At 45.2% G+C, this 18,898-nt stretch carries 15 protein-coding genes; 9 read left to right on the top strand and 6 right to left on the bottom strand.

What is annotated here, in order from left to right; translation table 11 throughout:
* Positions 1-44: 44 nt before the first annotated feature.
* Entirely contained in the window at positions 45-413 is a 369-nt protein-coding gene (locus AC6I8Y_RS22425) for a winged helix-turn-helix transcriptional regulator (RefSeq protein WP_234497697.1), read from the bottom strand.
* Between the two features lie 172 nt (positions 414-585).
* Here AC6I8Y_RS22425 and AC6I8Y_RS22420 point away from each other — a divergent pair, with 172 nt between their 5' ends.
* A complete protein-coding gene (locus tag AC6I8Y_RS22420; RefSeq protein ID WP_498021775.1) occupies positions 586-1,197 on the top strand; it encodes a DsbA family oxidoreductase in 612 nt (203 codons plus the stop codon).
* Positions 1,198-1,426: 229 nt separating this feature from the next.
* Here the strand turns inward: AC6I8Y_RS22420 and AC6I8Y_RS22415 are convergent, their stop codons facing one another.
* The 3 genes from AC6I8Y_RS22415 to AC6I8Y_RS22405 all read right to left on the bottom strand — a co-directional run bounded on the left by AC6I8Y_RS22415 (position 1,427) and on the right by AC6I8Y_RS22405 (position 6,675).
* A complete protein-coding gene (locus tag AC6I8Y_RS22415; RefSeq protein ID WP_498021774.1) occupies positions 1,427-2,263 on the bottom strand; it encodes an immunity protein TsiV2 protein in 837 nt (278 codons plus the stop codon).
* Between the two features lie 16 nt (positions 2,264-2,279).
* Entirely contained in the window at positions 2,280-5,792 is a 3,513-nt protein-coding gene (locus AC6I8Y_RS22410) for a T6SS effector BTH_I2691 family protein (RefSeq protein WP_498021772.1), read from the bottom strand.
* A 298-nt stretch (positions 5,793-6,090) separates the two neighbouring features.
* A complete protein-coding gene (locus AC6I8Y_RS22405) occupies positions 6,091-6,675 on the bottom strand; it encodes an NAD(P)H-dependent oxidoreductase (RefSeq protein ID WP_498021770.1) in 585 nt (194 codons plus the stop codon).
* A 242-nt stretch (positions 6,676-6,917) separates the two neighbouring features.
* Here AC6I8Y_RS22405 and AC6I8Y_RS22400 point away from each other — a divergent pair, with 242 nt between their 5' ends.
* Together AC6I8Y_RS22400 and AC6I8Y_RS22395 are read left to right on the top strand one after the other, a co-directional pair.
* On the top strand, positions 6,918-7,229 hold the full coding sequence (locus AC6I8Y_RS22400; protein WP_042475151.1) for a PTS fructose transporter subunit IIB: 312 nt from the start codon (positions 6,918-6,920) through the stop codon (positions 7,227-7,229).
* 3 nt (positions 7,230-7,232) lie between these two features.
* Positions 7,233-8,030: a PTS sugar transporter subunit IIA gene (locus AC6I8Y_RS22395; RefSeq protein ID WP_498021768.1), complete on the top strand. Its 798-nt coding sequence runs from the start codon at positions 7,233-7,235 to the stop codon at positions 8,028-8,030.
* On the opposite strand, the gene AC6I8Y_RS22390 is transcribed toward AC6I8Y_RS22395, so the two are convergent.
* The gene (locus tag AC6I8Y_RS22390; protein ID WP_498021767.1) at positions 8,022-8,852 is read right to left on the bottom strand and encodes a helix-turn-helix transcriptional regulator; all 831 of its coding nucleotides are present in this window, start codon (positions 8,850-8,852) and stop codon (positions 8,022-8,024) included. The genes AC6I8Y_RS22395 and AC6I8Y_RS22390 overlap by 9 nt on opposite strands.
* A gap of 427 nt (positions 8,853-9,279) precedes the next feature.
* Here AC6I8Y_RS22390 and AC6I8Y_RS22385 point away from each other — a divergent pair, with 427 nt between their 5' ends.
* The gene (locus tag AC6I8Y_RS22385; RefSeq protein WP_498021765.1) at positions 9,280-11,172 is read left to right on the top strand and encodes a PTS fructose transporter subunit IIABC; all 1,893 of its coding nucleotides are present in this window, start codon (positions 9,280-9,282) and stop codon (positions 11,170-11,172) included.
* A 101-nt stretch (positions 11,173-11,273) separates the two neighbouring features.
* On the opposite strand, the gene AC6I8Y_RS22380 is transcribed toward AC6I8Y_RS22385, so the two are convergent.
* The gene (locus tag AC6I8Y_RS22380) at positions 11,274-11,996 is read right to left on the bottom strand and encodes a TetR/AcrR family transcriptional regulator (RefSeq protein ID WP_498021763.1); all 723 of its coding nucleotides are present in this window, start codon (positions 11,994-11,996) and stop codon (positions 11,274-11,276) included.
* A 268-nt stretch (positions 11,997-12,264) separates the two neighbouring features.
* Between AC6I8Y_RS22380 and AC6I8Y_RS22375 the strand changes: the two genes are divergently transcribed.
* The 5 genes from AC6I8Y_RS22375 (at position 12,265) to AC6I8Y_RS22355 (ending at position 18,604) form a co-directional block, all read left to right on the top strand.
* A complete protein-coding gene (locus tag AC6I8Y_RS22375) occupies positions 12,265-13,338 on the top strand; it encodes an efflux RND transporter periplasmic adaptor subunit (protein ID WP_498021762.1) in 1,074 nt (357 codons plus the stop codon).
* Entirely contained in the window at positions 13,338-14,396 is a 1,059-nt protein-coding gene (locus tag AC6I8Y_RS22370; RefSeq protein ID WP_498021761.1) for an efflux RND transporter periplasmic adaptor subunit, read from the top strand. The genes AC6I8Y_RS22375 and AC6I8Y_RS22370 overlap by 1 nt, the downstream gene beginning before the upstream one ends.
* Complete coding sequence (locus AC6I8Y_RS22365) at positions 14,396-17,452, top strand: efflux RND transporter permease subunit (RefSeq protein ID WP_498021760.1); 3,057 nt, start codon at positions 14,396-14,398, stop codon at positions 17,450-17,452. The genes AC6I8Y_RS22370 and AC6I8Y_RS22365 overlap by 1 nt, the downstream gene beginning before the upstream one ends.
* A gap of 310 nt (positions 17,453-17,762) precedes the next feature.
* Complete coding sequence (locus AC6I8Y_RS22360; RefSeq protein ID WP_042475162.1) at positions 17,763-17,996, top strand: hypothetical protein; 234 nt, start codon at positions 17,763-17,765, stop codon at positions 17,994-17,996.
* Positions 17,997-18,118: 122 nt separating this feature from the next.
* Entirely contained in the window at positions 18,119-18,604 is a 486-nt protein-coding gene (locus AC6I8Y_RS22355) for an Lrp/AsnC family transcriptional regulator (protein WP_128649976.1), read from the top strand.
* Positions 18,605-18,898 lie beyond the last annotated feature (294 nt).

Genomic DNA, 18,898 nt, shown 5'->3' with positions numbered 1-18,898 from the left:
TACCAGTAGGGAGCCACTAGGCTCCCTTTTCTGATCTATCAGGCTCAAGCACGAAGCTGGATATCATACGTCTCTGACCAAATACGCAGATCGTCGAGTATCTTCAGCGCACTTTGACCAAATTCGGTAAGCTCATAACTGACGGCAATCGGCCTATCACTGATAACTTTGCGCTCAACCATGCCTTCCAGCTCAAGCTCTTTCAGTCTCTGGTCGACCATTTTTTTACTAGCGCCGCCTAGCAGGCGCGTTAGATCATTAAAACGAACCGGACCATCTTTGAGGTGATAGATAATCGAACCCTTCCACTTACCACCAATCAGGCGCATGCCTTTCTCGATCGCACAGGGCTCTGAGCAGACGTTTTCTACCGACTTACGCCCGCGGTTATCAATCTTGATTTGGCTTTCCACGATAAAGCTCCTAGGTCACCAAATGGTAACTGGTTGAAACAGAAACATAGGTCACCATAATATACCTAGTCACTAGAAATTCAATAAAAGAAAGAATTTCAACATAAGAAAGTATCAACAAAGAGAAAGTCATTATGAGCCAAAAATCAAACTGGATGTCGTATCGGATGTTGTGTGTCCATGGTGCATCATAGGTTACAAGCGACTAGAGCAGGCGATACGCGAACTGGGTGTCGAGGATCGTATCGATCTTGAGTGGCAGCCGTTTGAGCTCAACCCCCATATGCCGTTGGAAGGTCAAAATCTTCGTGAGCACTTGGCAGAGAAATATGGCACGACCAAAGAAGATAGTATTCGTGCGCGTGAAAACCTAACGAACTTAGGCGCAGAGCTGGGCTTTCGATTCCAGTACGACGACGATATGAAAATGCTTAATACGTTCGAGTCGCACATCTTGCTTGAGTACGCTAAATCACAAGGTAAACAAACTGAGCTGAAACTACGACTTTTTAGCGCGTTCTTTGGTGAGGGGAAAGATATTAGCAACCGCGAAGTATTGGCTACTGAGCTACAGGGAGTTGGACTAGACAGCCAAGAGGCGCTCCAACTTCTTGATAACCCAGAAGCGCGTCTTCAAGTTCAGCAAGCGGAAGATATATGGAAGCAAGCTGGTATTAGCTCTGTCCCAACGGTGGTGTTCAACCGAGAGAGCGCATTGACGGGTGCTCAGCCGGTCGATGTTTATAAGCAGGTGTTGCAAGAGTTATTAGAGGCGTCTAATTAGCTTTGTTAATAATCGCCGCCTAGCTGTAGGAGTTTGCTTGTAGCTAGGCGGGTGAGCATGTTAATGATCGTTTTGCGCAACGTAGAGCGTGAGTTCAACCTTCTATTACGACATTGCTGAGATGGTAGCTTTTTGCGTTTCTTTCCACTCTTTTTCGCTCAACCATTCGCCATCAATGACATAACTCGCCTCAGGTCTCGCTAGTGGGTCTTTTCTCCGCTCAATTGCTTCATCGAAAGTATATATTTCCCCATAAACTGGCAAGTTTTCTAGCTCTTGTGGGAACCGTTTTTGATCGAAAAGTTCCTTTTTTGTTTGCCCTAACTGTGCAAGCCAATTTCGTTTCACTGGATAGAAATTCTACCGCTGCTTTGAGCTCGTCTTCAGTGTTAAAAAACAGATAAAGAGGACCGCGTGTTTGATCCCTCGCTACTTCCTCTTTACTCTTATTCCAATGCACGCAAACATCATATCGAGACCAAAGAACGATAACTTTACGCTTTAAATGATACTCAGCAAAAAGCCAATCATCACGTTCACCAATAACAGTCGTTACCTGGTTATCTGGTTGGCGCTTCATCATACCAAACGCTAATAACACAAGTACCCCAGAGCCAGCTAACGCCATTGGACCTGCTATTGCGACGGCAAAAATACAACCTATGGCGCAACCCCAAGCTATCACTTGCATCGCTTTATTGACCCAAGCAGGTTCAGCTCGGTTGTGTTTCTTAACTATGCCTAACTCGGATAAAACATATCGGTAGTGGTTATCTAATCCTGCTGTTAAATACCAAGCATAAGCAAATGTGCAGAATACAAGAAACATACAGAATGCGGCGAACCAATTTATTTTAGTGTATCCAATGTAGCCTACGAAACCCATCATAATTGCCACAGGGGTTAGTGATAAAATTGTAAATTGCACTGCATCATATCGATTGGATTTTTCTAAGTTATGGCAAGACCATTCATGAATGTTTTTACCTGTTCTTATATGGTTTTCTTTTTCTTCTTGGAGTACATCAAACTCTTCTGGAGTATGGTAAAAAGGTAAGTATGCCAAAAGGTGCTCCTGAATCTCATAATTCTAGCCAATTAGATGAAATAGATGTCTCTATCTGTTGTTGCTTAGTAACTTCTCTGATTGGAGAGTAAATTACATCTAGGTTGTCATTATCAACTACCGAGGAATAAGTGGCACTTGGTTTTAACAAATGTTGGAACCAATACTCATAATTTTTGTTTTCTTTATTTTCGAGCGTTGGATATTCAATCTTAATAGAAAGATAAGTTGGTAATTTCTGTTGGTAAATTTCAATCGTATACTCTTGTTCTTTTTTTGTCACAATCAAGTCACTGTCTAATTGATTTAGATTCGTACGTACTCGAACGGGGATATCTGCTTCAGGAAGCTTTAGATAGAGCTTAATTCCAATGGTTTCCCTATGTGTATACTGAGGGAAAGCTGTCACTTTTTCAATTATCTTATGACCGACGAGTGGCTGCTTAATTATTGATTGTAACTCATGGATAACATTGGAGACTATGCTCTGATTTTCAATAGAGCTTTCCAAAAGATCAGGGTCTTTACTCCACGAGACTCTTTGGATACTAGTACCCCACGGAGTCTGTGACAACCATACCTCATAGGCATCTTTTCTTAGTTTACTGAGAGCAACATTAACTAAAATATACGTTATAGTTGCTACTAATAATAATCCCATAATAGGTCCCCCAAACATGAAGTTAGCGGAGAGTCTCCCCGTGGTTGAACCGACAAATTGAACTAGCCCTATACCAGATTGAATTGTCAGTGAAGCAATGTTAGCGTACTGAAGCGTTCGCTCTCTGCCTTGCGTGTTCTCCAGGCTTTGAATACCTCTGTAGGCTTCAATGCCAGCTGAAATCATTCCGAAACAGGCAGTTACAGATAGCCAACGGTTGAAGTAGCGTAGGTCTTTGATAGAGTCTTCGGGTACTTTCACAGTTGCCCTAGTACTACTCGAAGCTTTCTTTATTACTTCTAATGAGTTACGCCTCAATTCATTATTCCCTTTAACCGCTCCCCACGCCTTACCAGTAGTAAACCCCGTCCACGCCGCAGCACAGGCAAAGAACTTCTGTTGAACATCCAAGAAGTCATCCGTATCCATCAAACCCGTTTCTCTAACCCCTTGCATCGCGTCATATAAGGCTATTAGGTTAAAGATAAATGCGACTGTTCCAAGTCCGCCGAGATCCTTGAAGTGTTTTTCCGCGCTTTTTACTTTGCCTTCAAGAATATCCATGTTGGCTGCTTTCATCGCTTTGGCAGCGTTACTTGGAATGACGATTTGCTGCTTGTACTCGAGCGCGTTTCCAGTCACGACTCGTTTAAAGTGTGTTCTTTGTTTTAATGCATCTTGGTATTGTTGCTTTGAAACGGTGGGATCATTCGCTTCGAATGCTTTTACAATAGTGGTTTGTTTTTTCAGTTCTTTAACGCTGTTGTGAAGTCGGTCCTTCCATGTTTTGAAATCTGAAGCGTAGTTTGGGTTTATTTCTATTGTCGTGGCGGATGCCAAGCGTTCAAGGATAAGGGCACGGAGATAGAAGGTATTACGTGTCACTGGCGTGTTTATCGAGGCGAGCATCATCACGGTTGACTTTGATATTGCGTCTGCGCCCATTTCCGCCACAAAGCGCGTAATCGCGGCGGCAGATGCCGTGAATATGCCATCGAGCTGTGAGAAGCCTTTTGCGAGGTCTTTTAAGATCAGCGTTTCGTGGGTATTGGGGTTAGAGATGAAATCACCTAGCTTGGAGTGAATGCTAAGTCCCATTCCCAATTTGGATAGGTGCTCACTCAATGATTTTTCGGTGTTTTCGTCGCTATTTATTTCTGAGTTTTCATTTGAAGTATTTTGCGCTAAATCTGGCAGTGGTGCTCGTAAATCGCCACCAAGCTTTTTAAATATCGACTCACTAAACCCAGCGCCGTTGAGTGCCCATAAGCTGGTTGGACGCTGCCATTGCTGATCTGCCCACTGTTGATCGGATTCTCCACTCACCAACGCAAAAGCGTCGACAACCGTTTGATGCAGACTATGCAACTCAAACTGGGTATCTTCGCTCCATAAATCGACAATGCGCTCAAGGTGTTTTGGGCTTAGCGCGTCCATAGCTGCGATGAAGTCAGTCTTGCTGGACAGTGCAGGTTTTAACAACCGCTCTTTTTCTTCAGACAGCTCATGCATTTCTGACATCATTTGTGACCAGTTGAGCTGTTTTCGCCACTTGTCGGTTGCTATCCAGTGCTCATATCGATCAAATTTCGATTCTGAGATACGGTATTTGTCACGAATTGCTTTTGCGAGTTTTTCTTGGCTGTTTTGGTGCGCTTCTTTGGCGCCAGTAGAAAACATTGCAGGGTATCCTGATGCCACTGCGGATTGATTCTGTGCTGCTTTATCGACTTTAGAGCTGGCGTCATAGTATTCCGCCATATCGGAGTAGAAGGCTACTTTGTCAGCTTCAGTTTTTAGAGAGCGTGGCAGGTTAGTGTCTTCTGTGGCACCAAACATACAGAGCTGCATGATCGTTTGCATAAGCATCCACTGATTGCTGAATTGCTCCTCAAAGACTCGAAATTGGCTGGCAGAGCCAGCAAGGTGGTGGGCTAAGTCTTCAATGTCAGCTTTATGGTCATTGATAGCAACGACATATGCTGTTTCTTCTTCAGGCAGACTTGAGGTGAGGTCATCTATGATTGCCACCGGCTTTAGTTTTGCTGGTGGAAAATCGCTGTCTTCCGGCGCTTTGGTTAGCAAGCAAGAGAACGCAAAGCGCTGGTCATCGCAGACGGTGTTTTCGATATCGGCGACCTCTGAAAGGGCGTCAATCGAGCCAATGTGAGGTTGGTTTTCAACCTTGTCTAAGACGACGGTTTGCATTCTGCCGATGTGCTTATCTGGGCTGTTTGCTACCATCTCGAAAAAGGTCCAAGACCATCTGTGAATTGAAAAGCAAAGCGAAAGTACGCTGCCTTCGGGATAGCTGAGGTAGGTGTTCTTCTCTTGCTCTGCGCCTCGTACTATGTTGGTGTCGATGTTTTCTGCCGCGCCGAGTTTGAATTGGGTAATCGTGTTACCTTCTACATTGTACTCATCAAGAGATTTGCTTTTTGCATCATAGATATAGAGCCAACCATCTCTTAACTGGCGCAATGTGTAGCTGTGATTGGTCAGTCTTGCAGGCCCTGAGCCTTTCCAGTCTTCGGGTAACCCAAACGGCTGAGTATCGTCGTCTTCAATCTCATCAATAGCGTAGCGAACGGGAATAAAGTTGACGGTTGCGACCTCATCCTCCGGTTCTTTCTTTGTGTAATCTCGCACATTAGGCTCGGACTCTTCGATCTCGATTTTTTTTGTTTCCCCTTCCCAAAACATGCTTCGTTCTGGTGGCGATCCGTCGATATGATCGGATGGTAGGTCCGATTTTTCTGTTAATGAAATAAGGTTTCCATCTTGACCATAGGTCTCAGTGGTTTCTTCAAAGGTGTTTTTTGAGTTCACCCACATCATGGATGTTTTGGGAGGTAACGGAGTGTTCATGCTTCAACCTAACAGATAAATCAAACTTACGACGAATCTCAGGCTGTAGCAAAAATCGAACCACTAGTTAAATTATTATAAATCAGATGCTTATTATGATTTTCTTGTAATTTGAACAAGTTATTGGATAAGAAAACAACAAATGGTATCAGCGATGCAAGAATTTGTTTCGCTGCTCTGTAAGATGGCGGTGGGCGGATACGTTGCTTGAAATGGGCAGAAAGTAAGTTGAGATTCGCAGCGGATGAACCTTTTACTTAATGCCCATTAATTGAGTGATGTGACAGTTGAAAGCGAGTTAGAAGTACTCGTTTAAGTGCGCTTCGAATCTTGCAAAGTCGTTGTCGATATCTGCATTTTTCATCACGTCATACGCCGCAAACGTTGGTAGCGCTTGCATACCAAAGAAGCGGAAGTTAGCGTGCATGTGGAACATTAAATCGTCGACGCTTTTACCTTGGAATAGATACTCAGAATCGTCATTGAATGACTCTTCTGGAGCATTGAAGGTAAGTGATAGCATGTACTTAGAATCATTCAGAACACCGCCTGTGCCGTAGTTCTTTTTCGGTTCTGCTTCGGTGCGACCATCAAATAAGCAAAGGTCACCACCCATACCTGCGGTGAACACTTCATCCATATACTTTTTAAAACTCCAAGGCACGGTCATCCAGTTCACTGGTGATTGAATAATCACTCGATCTGCCCATTTGAAGTTTTCAAGTTCAGCAGGGACATCAATGGTCTCTTGCATAGTGACAACGCGAGTCTGGTGACCCTTGCTCTGCAAAAGTGTCACTGCTTTGTCGACGAGTGTCGCGTTCAATTTGCCTTCTGAAAATGGATAAGGTTGGTGTGCGTTGATAATAAGTACGTTGCTCATGGTTTAATGACCTCTTAGTTTCACGTTGGCTAGGAATCACTCCGAGCGCCTGAGTGGTATCTTACGGTAACCTAAAAACTAATTGCAATTAGTATACTTTTAGTAACCTAGATGTTTGACTCTCTAGATACAGAACGGTCATCGTTGATCACACAGTTTTTGATCTTGATTGTGTACCTTCAATCAACAACTTAGTAATCTAAATCTCTATTAATTGTGGTTTATTAAATAGAGACAAAACAATGAAGGTTGTTGCGGTAACCGCATGCCCGACAGGCATCGCTCATACCTATATGGCAGCAGACGCCATTCGTAAGGCTGCTCAAAAACAGGGCATAGGTATCAAAGTGGAAACTCAGGGCGCAATGGGAATAGAGAGCCAACTGAGTACCCAAGATATTGCGAATGCAGACTTAGTATTGATTGCCTCTGACATTGAGGTGGAGCATCGAGCGCGCTTCACGGGCAGCAAAATACATTGCGTAACGATCGAAGAGGTACTTACGGATGTCGAATCTGTACTTCAGCGCTGCGTTGAATTGGTTAGCCGTTAGAGCATGATAGAGCGCCGAATTACATTCGTTCTGCCTGAAGATGGTTTTTCGGGTTGGAAGGTGAATCGATTGAAAACCTTGAGCGGCATGTTTCGTTCTGTGGTGATATTGCACAACTTGACGTGCTGGGACAGTGCCAACATTGAACACGCGCTTAAAGTCTTTGCGCTCGCAGGAAAACAAGACGATCTGTGCCAACTTCACATAGAAGGCTCTGATGCCGAGCTTGCCTGTATGGTGTTGATGGACTTTGTCGCTGAACACTTTATGTTGGTCAACACGGCGCACCGCTCTAACAAGCGAGCAAACCTGTCGCTTCTCAAAGCGCTTAGCACCTTTCAGTTACCCTTCGAGCTTGATTATCACTTTGCTCGCGTCGAGGACTCCGACAAAGCGCAAGTACTTGCAACGATTGCCAGCCTAGCAAGTCAAGAACATAGTGCTAAGCTGGAACAAGATTTTCTTAACCGCGAATTGCACTCATCAACTGCCACAGGAAAAATGATTGCACTGCCACATATCATCACTCCATTGATTGAGAGGGCGACGTTGATCGTGATTAAGTCGGCTGAGCCTATGGACTGGCAATCACCGAAACTTGGCCCGGTATCGCTGGTCATTTCATTAATCTTGCCATCTCCTCCTAACAGACCCTTATTGGTAAGTTTTACCCATTTAACCAAGTCTCTTCTTGATGAGGAGTTCTGCCATCTCTTGACCACGAGTCGTGAGCCAGAAGCGATAAGAGCCATCCTCACCCATCAACTTGTTAAGGGGCAGCGCGCCCAACCCTCACAGTGATTGGCGATACTCACCTGGGGTCTGCCCAGAGCGAGATTTAAATACCCTGAAGAAATAATTGACGTCTTGATAGCCACATCGGGTAGCGACTTCTTGAAGCTTAAAATCGTATTTCTTGAGCATGAACTTCGCGCGCTCCATTCGTACCCAAGTAATGTAGTCCGCCAATGTCATATGTCCATGCTGCCTAAACAGCCGTGAGAGATGGTTTGGGCTGATGTGAAAACGGCGGGCAATACTGCTTCTCGTGATCGTCCGATGAAAGTTTTCTTGAATGTAGATGCAGATACCTTGGTAGAGGTCACCACTTTTTAGGTTATCCGAGGGCTCGGACACCATAGATTGGCTATAGGAAAGCAGCGCCATCAGTAGATGTTCATCCATTGGCGACTTTTGGGGCTCGCGAGCAATCGCATTCAAAGCCTCTAAAATATGGTCGATAGCATGACCGGTACGGGTCTGGATACTGTGTTTTTGGATATCATAGAACCCTTTCTCGCCCTCACGTTTACTCACTAAACTAAAACCCATTTGACGTTTGCCAAACAGCAAACTCAGCACTGAGCAATCCCCTTGCCAGTTGGGTTTGTTCCAACAGTTTGGTGGGATATAGAGCGCATCACCAGAGAGCACCTTAATGGTTGAAATGCCTTGTTCAGGATCTTCGAGTTCATTTTCATATTCACCACTGATTACCAGCTCTAAGCGTGGGAAGTTGACCTGATAGCTAAATGCTGGTGGCGTTAACTGATCGGCAGCAAACCAGATTCGGTTGAAATGCTCTCTTTCAGAGATCAGGGTTTCAATCAGGTTGTGGAACATGGTGACAGTTTCTCCAGTAAACGAGAGCAAAAACAGAAAAAATCGTGATTCACGTCATGCTTATTCTTACTCTAGAGTAGGTTACAAAGCTCTAGAAAGGTATGACAAGAAAAATGTCTCTCGATTCTTGTCTCAAACACGAATCAATATAAGTTATTGTAAAATATTAATATATTGTCATTTATTTTAAGCCGATGGACTAGTTGTTTATATTGAGCTAGTTCACACTAAAATAGTATGGTTACAATAATCCAGTAAAAGCCTTCTTGGTGCACTAAAAAATATTGCCAAATCTACGGATAATTATCCTATCGAGTGACTACATCACTTCTCGACTCTAGCGCCGGTGACATGCACGGTAATAAAAACTGGGAAAGAGAATCTTGTAGTCCAACCTCCCGACACAAGGTTAAATAGGACAATCATTATGATTACGGATCTCATCAATGAAAAACTGATCTGCCTAAATCTAAAAGCGACCAGCAAGGATGAAGTTTTCACCGAGATGGCTGAGCTTCTAGCTGCTCAAGGTAGAATTAGTGACAAACCCCAGTTCTTAGCTGACATCTATGCACGAGAAGAAATCGGCAATACCGGTTTTGAGGATGGCGTTGCTCTGCCTCATGCGAAGAGTAAAGCGGTTAACGAGCCAGCGGTAGCTATCGGTGTCAGTAAAACTGGTATCGATTATGGCGCGGAAGATGGTCAACTATCGAAACTGTTTTTTATGATCGCCTCCCCAGATGGTGGCTCAGAGCATCATATCGAAGTACTCGCCGAGCTTTCTTCAAAATTGATTGAAGAAGGGTTTATTGAGGACTTCCTTAACGCTCAATCTGCGCAGCAAGCTCTCGAATTATTACTCGCAAAAACAGAATCTAGTAACGATCTGCCAGAAGCAAACAAAGGCTTTTTGATTGGTGTTACCGGATGCCCAACAGGGGTTGCGCACACCTATCTTGCTGCTGAAGCGCTTGAAAAAGGGGCAGCAGAGCTTGGTTATCAAATCAAGGTCGAAACTAATGGCTCTATCGGTGTGAAAAACGCGCCGACTGCCGAAGAAATTGCTCGAGCGGATGCGATAGTTGTCGCTTCAGATAAACAAGTTGATATGAATCGGTTCGCCGGTAAAAAACTCATTGAGGCTGGTGTTAAAGCGCCGATTAGCGATGCAAAAGGTCTGATAGAAAAATCGCTAAACGCTCCGGTTTTTGTTGCCGATGCGACAGCCGCGAAGTCTGTTGATAACTCGTCAAAGCGCTCAGATCTCTATCGTTATCTGATGAACGGTGTATCGCATATGATTCCGTTCGTTGTGACAGGTGGCTTGCTGATTGCTTTGGCATTGGCGATAGGTGGTCAACCTACAGAAGCGGGTATGGCCATTCCTGACGGCAGCATGTGGAATAAGGTGCTCGATGTTGGTGTTGTAGCCTTTACGCTGATGATTCCTATCCTTGCTGGTTATATTGCGTACGCAATTGCTGACCGCCCTGGTTTGGCACCTGGTTTGATTGGTGGCTGGATTGCAAACAACGGCTCATTCTATGGCGCTGAGGCAGGCACTGGCTTTATTGGTGCTATCGTCGCGGGCTTGTTGGTCGGTTACTTCGTGAAATGGGTAACGACGCGCAATTACCATAAGTTTATCCAGCCTTTGGTGCCAATTATGATTGCGCCAATTACGGGTTCACTGTTTATCTCAGCGCTGTTTATCTTTGTTATTGGCGCGCCAATTGCGAGCCTGATGGATAGCTTGAATGCGATGCTAATTAGCATGAGTACTGGCAGCGTTATTTTGCTGGGTATCGTACTCGGCGGTATGGCTGGCTTTGATATGGGTGGTCCTTTCAACAAGGTAGCGTTTCTATTCTCAGTTGGCATGATTGCTAGTGGTCAGACGCAGTTCATGGGAGCGATGGCGTGTGCTATCCCAGTGGCACCATTAGGTATGGGACTAGCAACAGTACTTGGTCGTAAATTCAACCTATTCGAAGAGTCAGAACTTGAAGCGGGTAAAGCAGCAGGTGCGATGGGCCTAGTCGGTATTTCCGAGGGTGCGATACCGTTTGCAGCGCAAGATCCAATGTCGGTTATTCCAGCTAACGTAATCGGCTCTATGGTTGCAGCAGTGATGGCGTTCTCATTCGGCATCACGAATAGCGTAGCCCATGGTGGTCCAGTTGTTGCCTTACTTGGTGCGATGAACAAACCACTGCTTGCTCTAGTTTGTATGGCTGCTGGTACTGTTGTGACTGCTTTGGTTTGCATTAGCTTGAAGAAAATGCGTGTAGAAAAAGTGCAATTGGCTGCGGCGTAATTAGTAAATTCTACACTCTATGCTGTTAACGAGCTCCTAAAGGTGCCCCCGCGCCTCTAATTTAAAAGCCCCATAAATGGGGCTTTTTTTATGAAACTTGCTTACATTGGGCATTCGCCCCAATCGCATTCAACGTGATAAATAAGGTCTGTCACCTTAGTTGGTGTTAAGCGGTCTTTTGGTTCTACTTGAAGCATATGTGCTGTTAGCTGTTCGAATAATTGCCAATGTTTTAGCAGGCATTCATCCTCTTCCGTTGCTACGTCGGACCAGGTCTCTTTAAGCATTGGCATCATGCAGGCAGAACCATAGGCATATAGCATCATTTGCCATTTGAGTTCGCGCATTTCGAAATGTTCGCCATCGCTGCGGTCTTGGTTATATTGGTCGACTAATGCCATCACGATGCACTCAATTTCACCTTTACTATCAATGAAATAGTCGAAAAATTCATTTTCTTGACGCATAGCGTCTGCGATGAGCTGAATTGGCTGACGCACCACCATTAGGTTGGCTAGCATTTCACAGGCAAATCGGTATAGCTTGATGTTCGCGGGTGTATCTTCTGGGAGTTGCTCGAGCAGATTTAAAATGTACTTCTGCATGTAAGCATGCATGTGGTCGCTGATGCCGTACCAGATTTGTTCTTTGCTACCAAAGTGGTGACGGATCAAGCTGTGCGACACGCCGGCGCGCTCACTGATATTACGAATAGAAACTCGCTCATACCCAAGTTCGCAGAACATTTCTGCGGCGACCGTCATGATCAGGTTTTTCGTCTCTTCTGCCGCCATGGCGCTGCGACGACCTTTCTTCTTCTCCACTCGATACCTTTTTAATTAATCAATCCTATACAGGGTACTGAATTACCTACCTATCGACAAGGTGCACATCAACAGAGCTGCACAATGCCGTAGATCTACTTAAGCAGGGGTTTGAGAGCTTCTTATAACCAAAAGCGATGAAGCTCATCGAAAAAATTATACTGCACACATGTACAATAATTATTGATCTCCTTCAAATTATACATATACTGCACAACTGTAAAGTAATTTACTGCACGCCCGTAAAATATAATTTGGGATAAATATTATGAAAACCCATCGTCTATTCAAAAAAACCAGCATGCTGGTGCTCCCCGTTTTGGCGGCCATTGGTCTGTCTGGGTGCAACCAAGCGCAATCAGAAATCAATGAGCCAGTGATTAAGCCTGTCAAAGTGGTGGAGGTCCCAGAACTCAATTTTGCTCCTGTAAACAGTTACCTAGCGCAGGTTGATGCAACAGACCGTGCGCAACTCTCTTTTCAAGTAGCAGGGCAAATTTCATCCATAGACGTAAAGATGGGTGAGGCGATTAATAAAGGTGAGATCTTGGCGACGCTCGATCCCACCGATTACCAAGTCGCGCTCGATGCAAGACAGGCTGAATTTGATCTAGCGGAATCTCAACTGAAACGCGCCAAGCAGCTTTTTGCGAAAAAGCTGATCAGTGCTGATGAGTTTGACCGCAACGAAACTCAGTTTAAAGCTGCTGAGGCATCCCTTGCCCAAGCCAAAGCCGACCTTGGTTATACCCAAATTATCGCGCCGTTTGATGGTGTGGTATCGCTGACGTATCAAAAGCCTTTCGAAGTCGTCGGTGCGAAGCAGCCTATTTTGAACCTTATTAGCAGCCAAGACTTGGATGTTACCTTCACGATTCCAGTGACTGAGGTGAAGGCGATGACCCTTGAGCAGCTAAAAGACCAGCATTTCTTTGTGACTTTAGATAGCCATCGCAACCAAAGAATCGAAGCGCGTTTTCGCGAAATTGCGATGCAACCTGATCTTGATACCAACAGCTATGCCGCTGCGGTAACTATTGCCAAGCCTGCGAACATCAATGTGCTGTCTGGCATGTCGGGACAAGTACACATTCAAAGTGAAGTCAAAGAGCGAGCGTTCTCACTACCAGCAAGCGCTTGGATTAGCCAACAAGACAGCAGCGGAAAAGTATGGCGCTTTGATCCAGAAACGCAGCAAATTCATCAAGTCCAACTTTCTACCAACGAGGTTGGTGCGGTAACCGCGGGTCTTCAGCAAGGCGACCAAATTGTGGTTGCAGGCGCTGCCAATCTAGTGGAAGGACAACGCGTAAAACTATGGACTCGTGAGGGCGGTATCTAGTGAAAAAGTCAATTATTGCAATCGGACTGGCAGCTCTCACGCTTCAGGGCTGCTACTCGGATATCACCGTACGTGAACGAGCACCTTTGATGGTTGAGACTATTGAAGTGTCTAAGCCTGTTGAGCAGCAGTATCGCGAGTTTCGTGGTCAAGTGGTGACTGCAGAGCAAACAAAGCTGTCATTTCGAATTCAGGGTGAGATTGCTCATCTTCTTGTGAAGCCGGGACAATCGGTGAAGAAGGGTCAAGTGGTCGCTAAGCTCGACGACAAAAAGCTCCAGCAGCAATATCGTGATGCACTAGCTCAGTATGAGTTGGCGACTAAGCAGTTACGTCGCGGTGCGGAGCTTTACTCTCGCGAAATGATCTCGAGCTCTGAGCTAGATGAGCTGACGTCTAACCGACAGCTTACCAAAGCGCAATATCAGAATATTCAGCATCAGATTCAGTACACCAGTTTGAAAGCGCCATTTGCTGGCGTCGTCGCGGAAGTGGACAAAGAGCGTTTTGAGAATGTTGGTCCAGGTGAAACTGTGGTCTCGATTTATCAAGATGACAAGGTCTATGTGAAGATCAGTCTCTCCGACCATATTCTGGCCTCTATTACGCCACAAGCACAGCGAGATGCTTATGAGCCAAGAGCTTTCTTCTCTGGTCAGGATAAAAGCTACACCATGGAGTATCTAGAGCACTCTAGTGAGCCTGATGCAGTAAGCCGTGCCTACGAGCTTTGGCTTCAGATGCCTCAGCCAGATGCCAAAATCTTGCCGGGTACTAGCGTGTCTGTGCACGTCGATATGGTGGCTGCCGGACTAAGTACAATTCAAGGTTATCAATTGCCAATGACAGTGCTAGAAGCAGGCAACCAGCCGAGCGAGTTCTTTGTGTGGAAACATGAAGAAGGCGTGGCAACAAAAACGCCAGTGCGCGTTGATCAAGTCAACAGCTTCGGTGTGATTGTCGACTCTGGCGTTAGCCAAGGTGACGTTTTGATTAGCTCTAGTTTAAGAAAACTGAGAGACGGTGAAGCAGTAGCGCTCATGGAGAACAATAAATAATGAGTCTTACCGAGTATTCAATTAAAAACCGCGTCATAAGCTGGCTGTTTCTAGTTATCTTAGCAATTGGTGGTATTCAATCGTTTAACGACTTAGGGCGTCTAGAAGACCCTGCGTTTACCATCAAAGATGCCATGGTTATCTCTACCTATTCGGGAGCCACTTCAACCGAGGTTGAAGAAGAGCTGACGTATCCGCTAGAAAAAGAGATCCGCAAGCTACCTTATATCGACAACATTAAATCCACGTCCTCTGCTGGTCTTTCTCAGATCATGGTGAGTATGGAGATGGATTATGGCCCGGACGAGCTTCCGCAAATCTGGGATGAAATGCGTCGTAAGATCAATGACCTGCGTCCAAATCTGCCTGCCGGTGTTAACTCAATTCAAATCATCGATGATTTTGGTGATGTGTTTGGTGTGATGATCATGGTGACGGGTGATGGATATGACTATGTCGAGCTAAAGCGCTACGCGGATTACCTTAGCCGAGAGCTAGAGTTGGTCGATGGCGTTGGTAAAGTCGATATTTCTGGCTATCAACAAGAGATGCTATTTGTCGAGCTATCATTGGAGCGCCTCTCAGCCCTCAACCTAGACATGAACACCGTGATGGGACTGTTGAACCAACAAAACAGTGTCCAGTCTGCGGGTGAAATCATGATCAACGGCGAGAGTTTAGCAATTCGTCCTAATGGCAGCTTGGACTCAGTTGAGTCACTGGAAAACCTGATCATTCATGGTCGCGACACAGGTAACTTGATTCGTCTAAAAGACGTGGCTGACATCTCTAAGGGCATTCAAGAGAAGCCATCTAATGTGATCACCTTTAATGGTAAGCCTGCCATTAACCTGGCGATTTCGTTTGGCTCTGGCGTGAACGTGGTTGAGGTAGGTAAAGCCCTTGATGCTGAGCTACAAGCCCTAGAGAGCATTAAGCCAGCAGGTATTCATCTTGATTACTTCTACAACCAGTCAGCGGAAGTTGATAAGTCGGTTCAAGACTTTGTTGTGAGCTTAGCTCAGGCGGTGGGCATCGTTATCGTGGTGCTGCTGTTTACCATGGGTATGCGCAGCGGCATCATTATTGGTGCAGTATTGCTACTCACTGTGTTTGGTACTTTCATCATGATGAGTATCAACAACATCGAACTTCATCGTATTTCCTTAGGTGCGCTAATCATTGCTCTGGGTATGCTGGTGGATAATGCCATTGTTATTGTTGAAGGTATTTTGGTTGGACTAAAACAAGGTCAAACCAAGAAGCAGGCAGCGATGAGCATTGCTAAGCAGACTCAGTGGCCATTGCTAGGCGCAACAGTGATCGCGATTACAGCATTTGCTCCTATCGGTCTTTCGCAAGATGCGACGGGTGAGTTTATGGGCTCACTATTCTGGGTACTTTGTTACTCGCTGTTCCTAAGTTGGATTACGGCGCTGACACTGACTCCATTCTTAGCAGACTTGCTGCTCAAAGAGTCGGACAAGAATGAACAAGCAGACAATGCAGACCCATATAAAGGCGTGTTGTTTACGGTGTTCCGCTGGTCGCTGGAGTTGGCCCTCAAGCTTCGCTGGTTGACGGTTGCGGGTATGATTGCGCTGCTGGTCTCGGCTGTTATGGCATTTGGTTTGGTGAAGCAGTCGTTCTTCCCACCATCGAATACGCCAATGTTCTTCGTGGATATGTGGATGCCTGAGGGTACGGATATCCGTCAGACCTTGAAACAAACTGAGAAAGTTGAAAAGTACATTCAGTCGCAAGGCGATGTAGAGTTTGTATCGACCTCGGTAGGTCAGGGCTTGCAACGCTTCATGTTGACTTATCAGCCAGAGAAAAGCTACGAGGGCTACGCGCAGTTACAGGTTCGTACTACGAGCCGAGACAACATGTTTGAGCTGCTGCACAAGCTGGATGCGGAACTTGCCCATGAATTCGCTGCGCCGACATTCCAGTTGAGGCTAATGGAGTTTGGTCCGTCACCAGCATCTAAGATCGAAGCGCGTATTGTGGGACCTGATCCACAAGTACTGCGTGATATCGCGGTTCAAGTAGAAGACATTTTGCTCGCAGATCCTGGTTCACGCAATGTTCGCCACGACTGGCGTGAGCGCACAAAGCAGCTTGTTCCTCAGTTCAACGAGTCAAAGGCACGTCGCTTAGGCATTTCTAAAGAAGATCTGTCGAGCACACTACAATTAGCCTTTGGTGGCAACACGATTGGCGTGTTCCGCGATGGCACACAAATGCTACCTATCGTTACTCGCCTAACGGAAGCTGAGCGGGTCGATTACGCATCACTGCAGAACATCTCTATCTGGAGCCCGATGCTGCAGACGTATGTCCCGGTAGAGCAGGTGATTGATGATGTGACGCTTGAGTGGCAAGAGCCAATCATTCAGCGTCGTGACAGAAAACGTACGTTAACGGTATTAGCTGACCATGATGTACTTGGAGATGAGACAGCAGCGAGTTTGTTCGCTCGCGTTAAGCCACAGGTAGAATCACTGCCTTTACCTGCTGGCTACACGATCGAATGGGGCGGCGAGTATGAGTCGTCCAAAGATGCACAGGAGGCGATGTTTAAATCATTGCCTATGGGCTACTTACTGATGTTTATCATCACTATGTTGCTGTTCAATTCGTTCAAAAAGCCGCTGGTGATTTGGTTGACTGTGCCACTGTCTATTATTGGTGTAGCCTTTGGTCTTTTATTATCGAACATGCCATTTAGTTTTACGGCGTTGCTCGGACTATTGAGCTTGAGCGGTATGATTCTGAAAAACGGGATTGTATTGATGGATCAAATCAACCTTGAGCTAGAAAGTGGCAAAGATCCATATCTAGCCATCGTCGACAGCGCGGTGAGTCGTGTGCGCCCAGTGAGTATGGCAGCCCTGACTACCATCTTGGGTATGATTCCATTGGTGTTTGATGCGTTCTTCGGATCAATGGCGATCACGATCATGGCAGGTCTTGGCTTTGCAACAGTACTAACACTCATCGTTGTTCCTGTATTGTTCGCTATTTTCTTTAAGGTAAAACCTGCGAAATAACTGAAATTACAGTGGATATGACGAAAAGCCTGCACTAATTGCAGGCTTTTTTGCGTTACAAGGATGTGAATTTTGAACCCGCTTCTCGCATTTTGACGCCATTTTTGTGATTTTTGCGGACGAGTTCCGTATTCATCGTCTTTATCGAGTTATTTGTAAGTTAATTTCGAAATCTTGATCAAATTTTCGCAAAATAATGACGTTATTTTGGAATACCAACCACATTTTTTGGCATGATCGTTTTGTAATTCGACCCACTTTCAACACAATATGGTCACGAAACGATCAGATGCAAATGGAGACACCTCACATGCCGACTAACTACTGCGCAGCGTGCAAGAAAGATACCGCCCATAAAGCAGTCATGCGCCGCAGTCATAACGACAGTTCATCCGCGCTTCAAAGCTTCCAAATGCTTATGTCTCAACTGGTTAACGGTAGTGGTTACTACAAGTTAGAACGCCAACTGTATTGCCGAGTGTGCAATACTCAGAACCAAGAGTCTGTAAAACCAGTTATCACTGGTCAAACGAATCTGGCTTAGATTCACACTGTAAACTGTTATCGATTAGTGGGATTTGTCACAACTTTGTGATCTCGCATCTATTTACAGGCATAACCTTTGATTTACAATCGTGAAATCTCCAATTCACTTGAGTTAAATCAATGGCTTCGCTTGCTTTAGATAAAATCGATTTGGAAATCCTTCGAATACTTAGCCGTAAAGGTCGTATGCCCATTGTCGAGTTGGCCAAGCTCGTCAACCTTACGACATCTCCATGTTCTGATCGCGTTAAACGGCTAGAGAAAGAGGGATTCATCCTTGGTTACCATGCAGAGCTCAACCCAGAAAAGTTGAACTTGGATGTTCAGGTCTTTATTCATATCCGTCTGGATCAGACGAGTTTCTCCATTTTTGAAAAGTTCGCTAAAGCTGTTGAGCTTATGCCGGAAATAGAAGAGTGCTATTCCTTGTCAGGTGACTTTGACACCATGATCAAGGTTCGCACCAAAGACATGAAGTCTTATCAATCCTTTATGTCAACCAAACTCGGCACGCTTCCGGGAGTTATTCAGACTCGCAGTGAAGTCGTCATAGAAGAACATAAAACCGGCTTTGGTGTGAACCCTGACCTCCTTGACACACTTTGACGCAATTAGACAAACCATTACCTATCCTGCGTTGATATAAACGCTCCCTTCACAGACTCTTCAACCTATGACTACCACCAGAGAAGTACGTATTTCTTTTTTGAGAATTAGCGCAATCTCTGGTGGCTAAGTGTTTATATATCTGAGTTTTTTTGTTAATTAATGATGTATATAAATTAGAAATATGAATTAGCAGTCCTACACTGAAATTAAACGAAAATTTCGATTAAACAATAAGTTGCTGTAGTGATTGGTTACGTAACGCTTGAGTCCAAAAGCGACGGTTGTTGAGGA

The sequence above is a fragment of the Vibrio sp. KUL78 genome, from assembly GCF_059725505.1.
Note: the sequence above shows the minus strand (reverse complement) of the source record. Positions and strands in the feature narration are given on the sequence as shown.

Coding starts and splice junctions, on each gene's coding strand:
- AC6I8Y_RS22410 (WP_498021772.1), bottom strand. CDS start 5,792: ATGAACACTCCGTTACCTCCCAAAACATCCATGATGTGGGTGAACTCA.
- AC6I8Y_RS22405 (WP_498021770.1), bottom strand. CDS start 6,675: ATGAGCAACGTACTTATTATCAACGCACACCAACCTTATCCATTTTCA.
- AC6I8Y_RS22400 (WP_042475151.1), top strand. CDS start 6,918: ATGAAGGTTGTTGCGGTAACCGCATGCCCGACAGGCATCGCTCATACC.
- AC6I8Y_RS22395 (WP_498021768.1), top strand. CDS start 7,233: ATGATAGAGCGCCGAATTACATTCGTTCTGCCTGAAGATGGTTTTTCG.
- AC6I8Y_RS22390 (WP_498021767.1), bottom strand. CDS start 8,852: ATGTTCCACAACCTGATTGAAACCCTGATCTCTGAAAGAGAGCATTTC.
- AC6I8Y_RS22385 (WP_498021765.1), top strand. CDS start 9,280: ATGATTACGGATCTCATCAATGAAAAACTGATCTGCCTAAATCTAAAA.
- AC6I8Y_RS22375 (WP_498021762.1), top strand. CDS start 12,265: ATGAAAACCCATCGTCTATTCAAAAAAACCAGCATGCTGGTGCTCCCC.
- AC6I8Y_RS22365 (WP_498021760.1), top strand. CDS start 14,396: ATGAGTCTTACCGAGTATTCAATTAAAAACCGCGTCATAAGCTGGCTG.
- AC6I8Y_RS22360 (WP_042475162.1), top strand. CDS start 17,763: ATGCCGACTAACTACTGCGCAGCGTGCAAGAAAGATACCGCCCATAAA.
- AC6I8Y_RS22355 (WP_128649976.1), top strand. CDS start 18,119: ATGGCTTCGCTTGCTTTAGATAAAATCGATTTGGAAATCCTTCGAATA.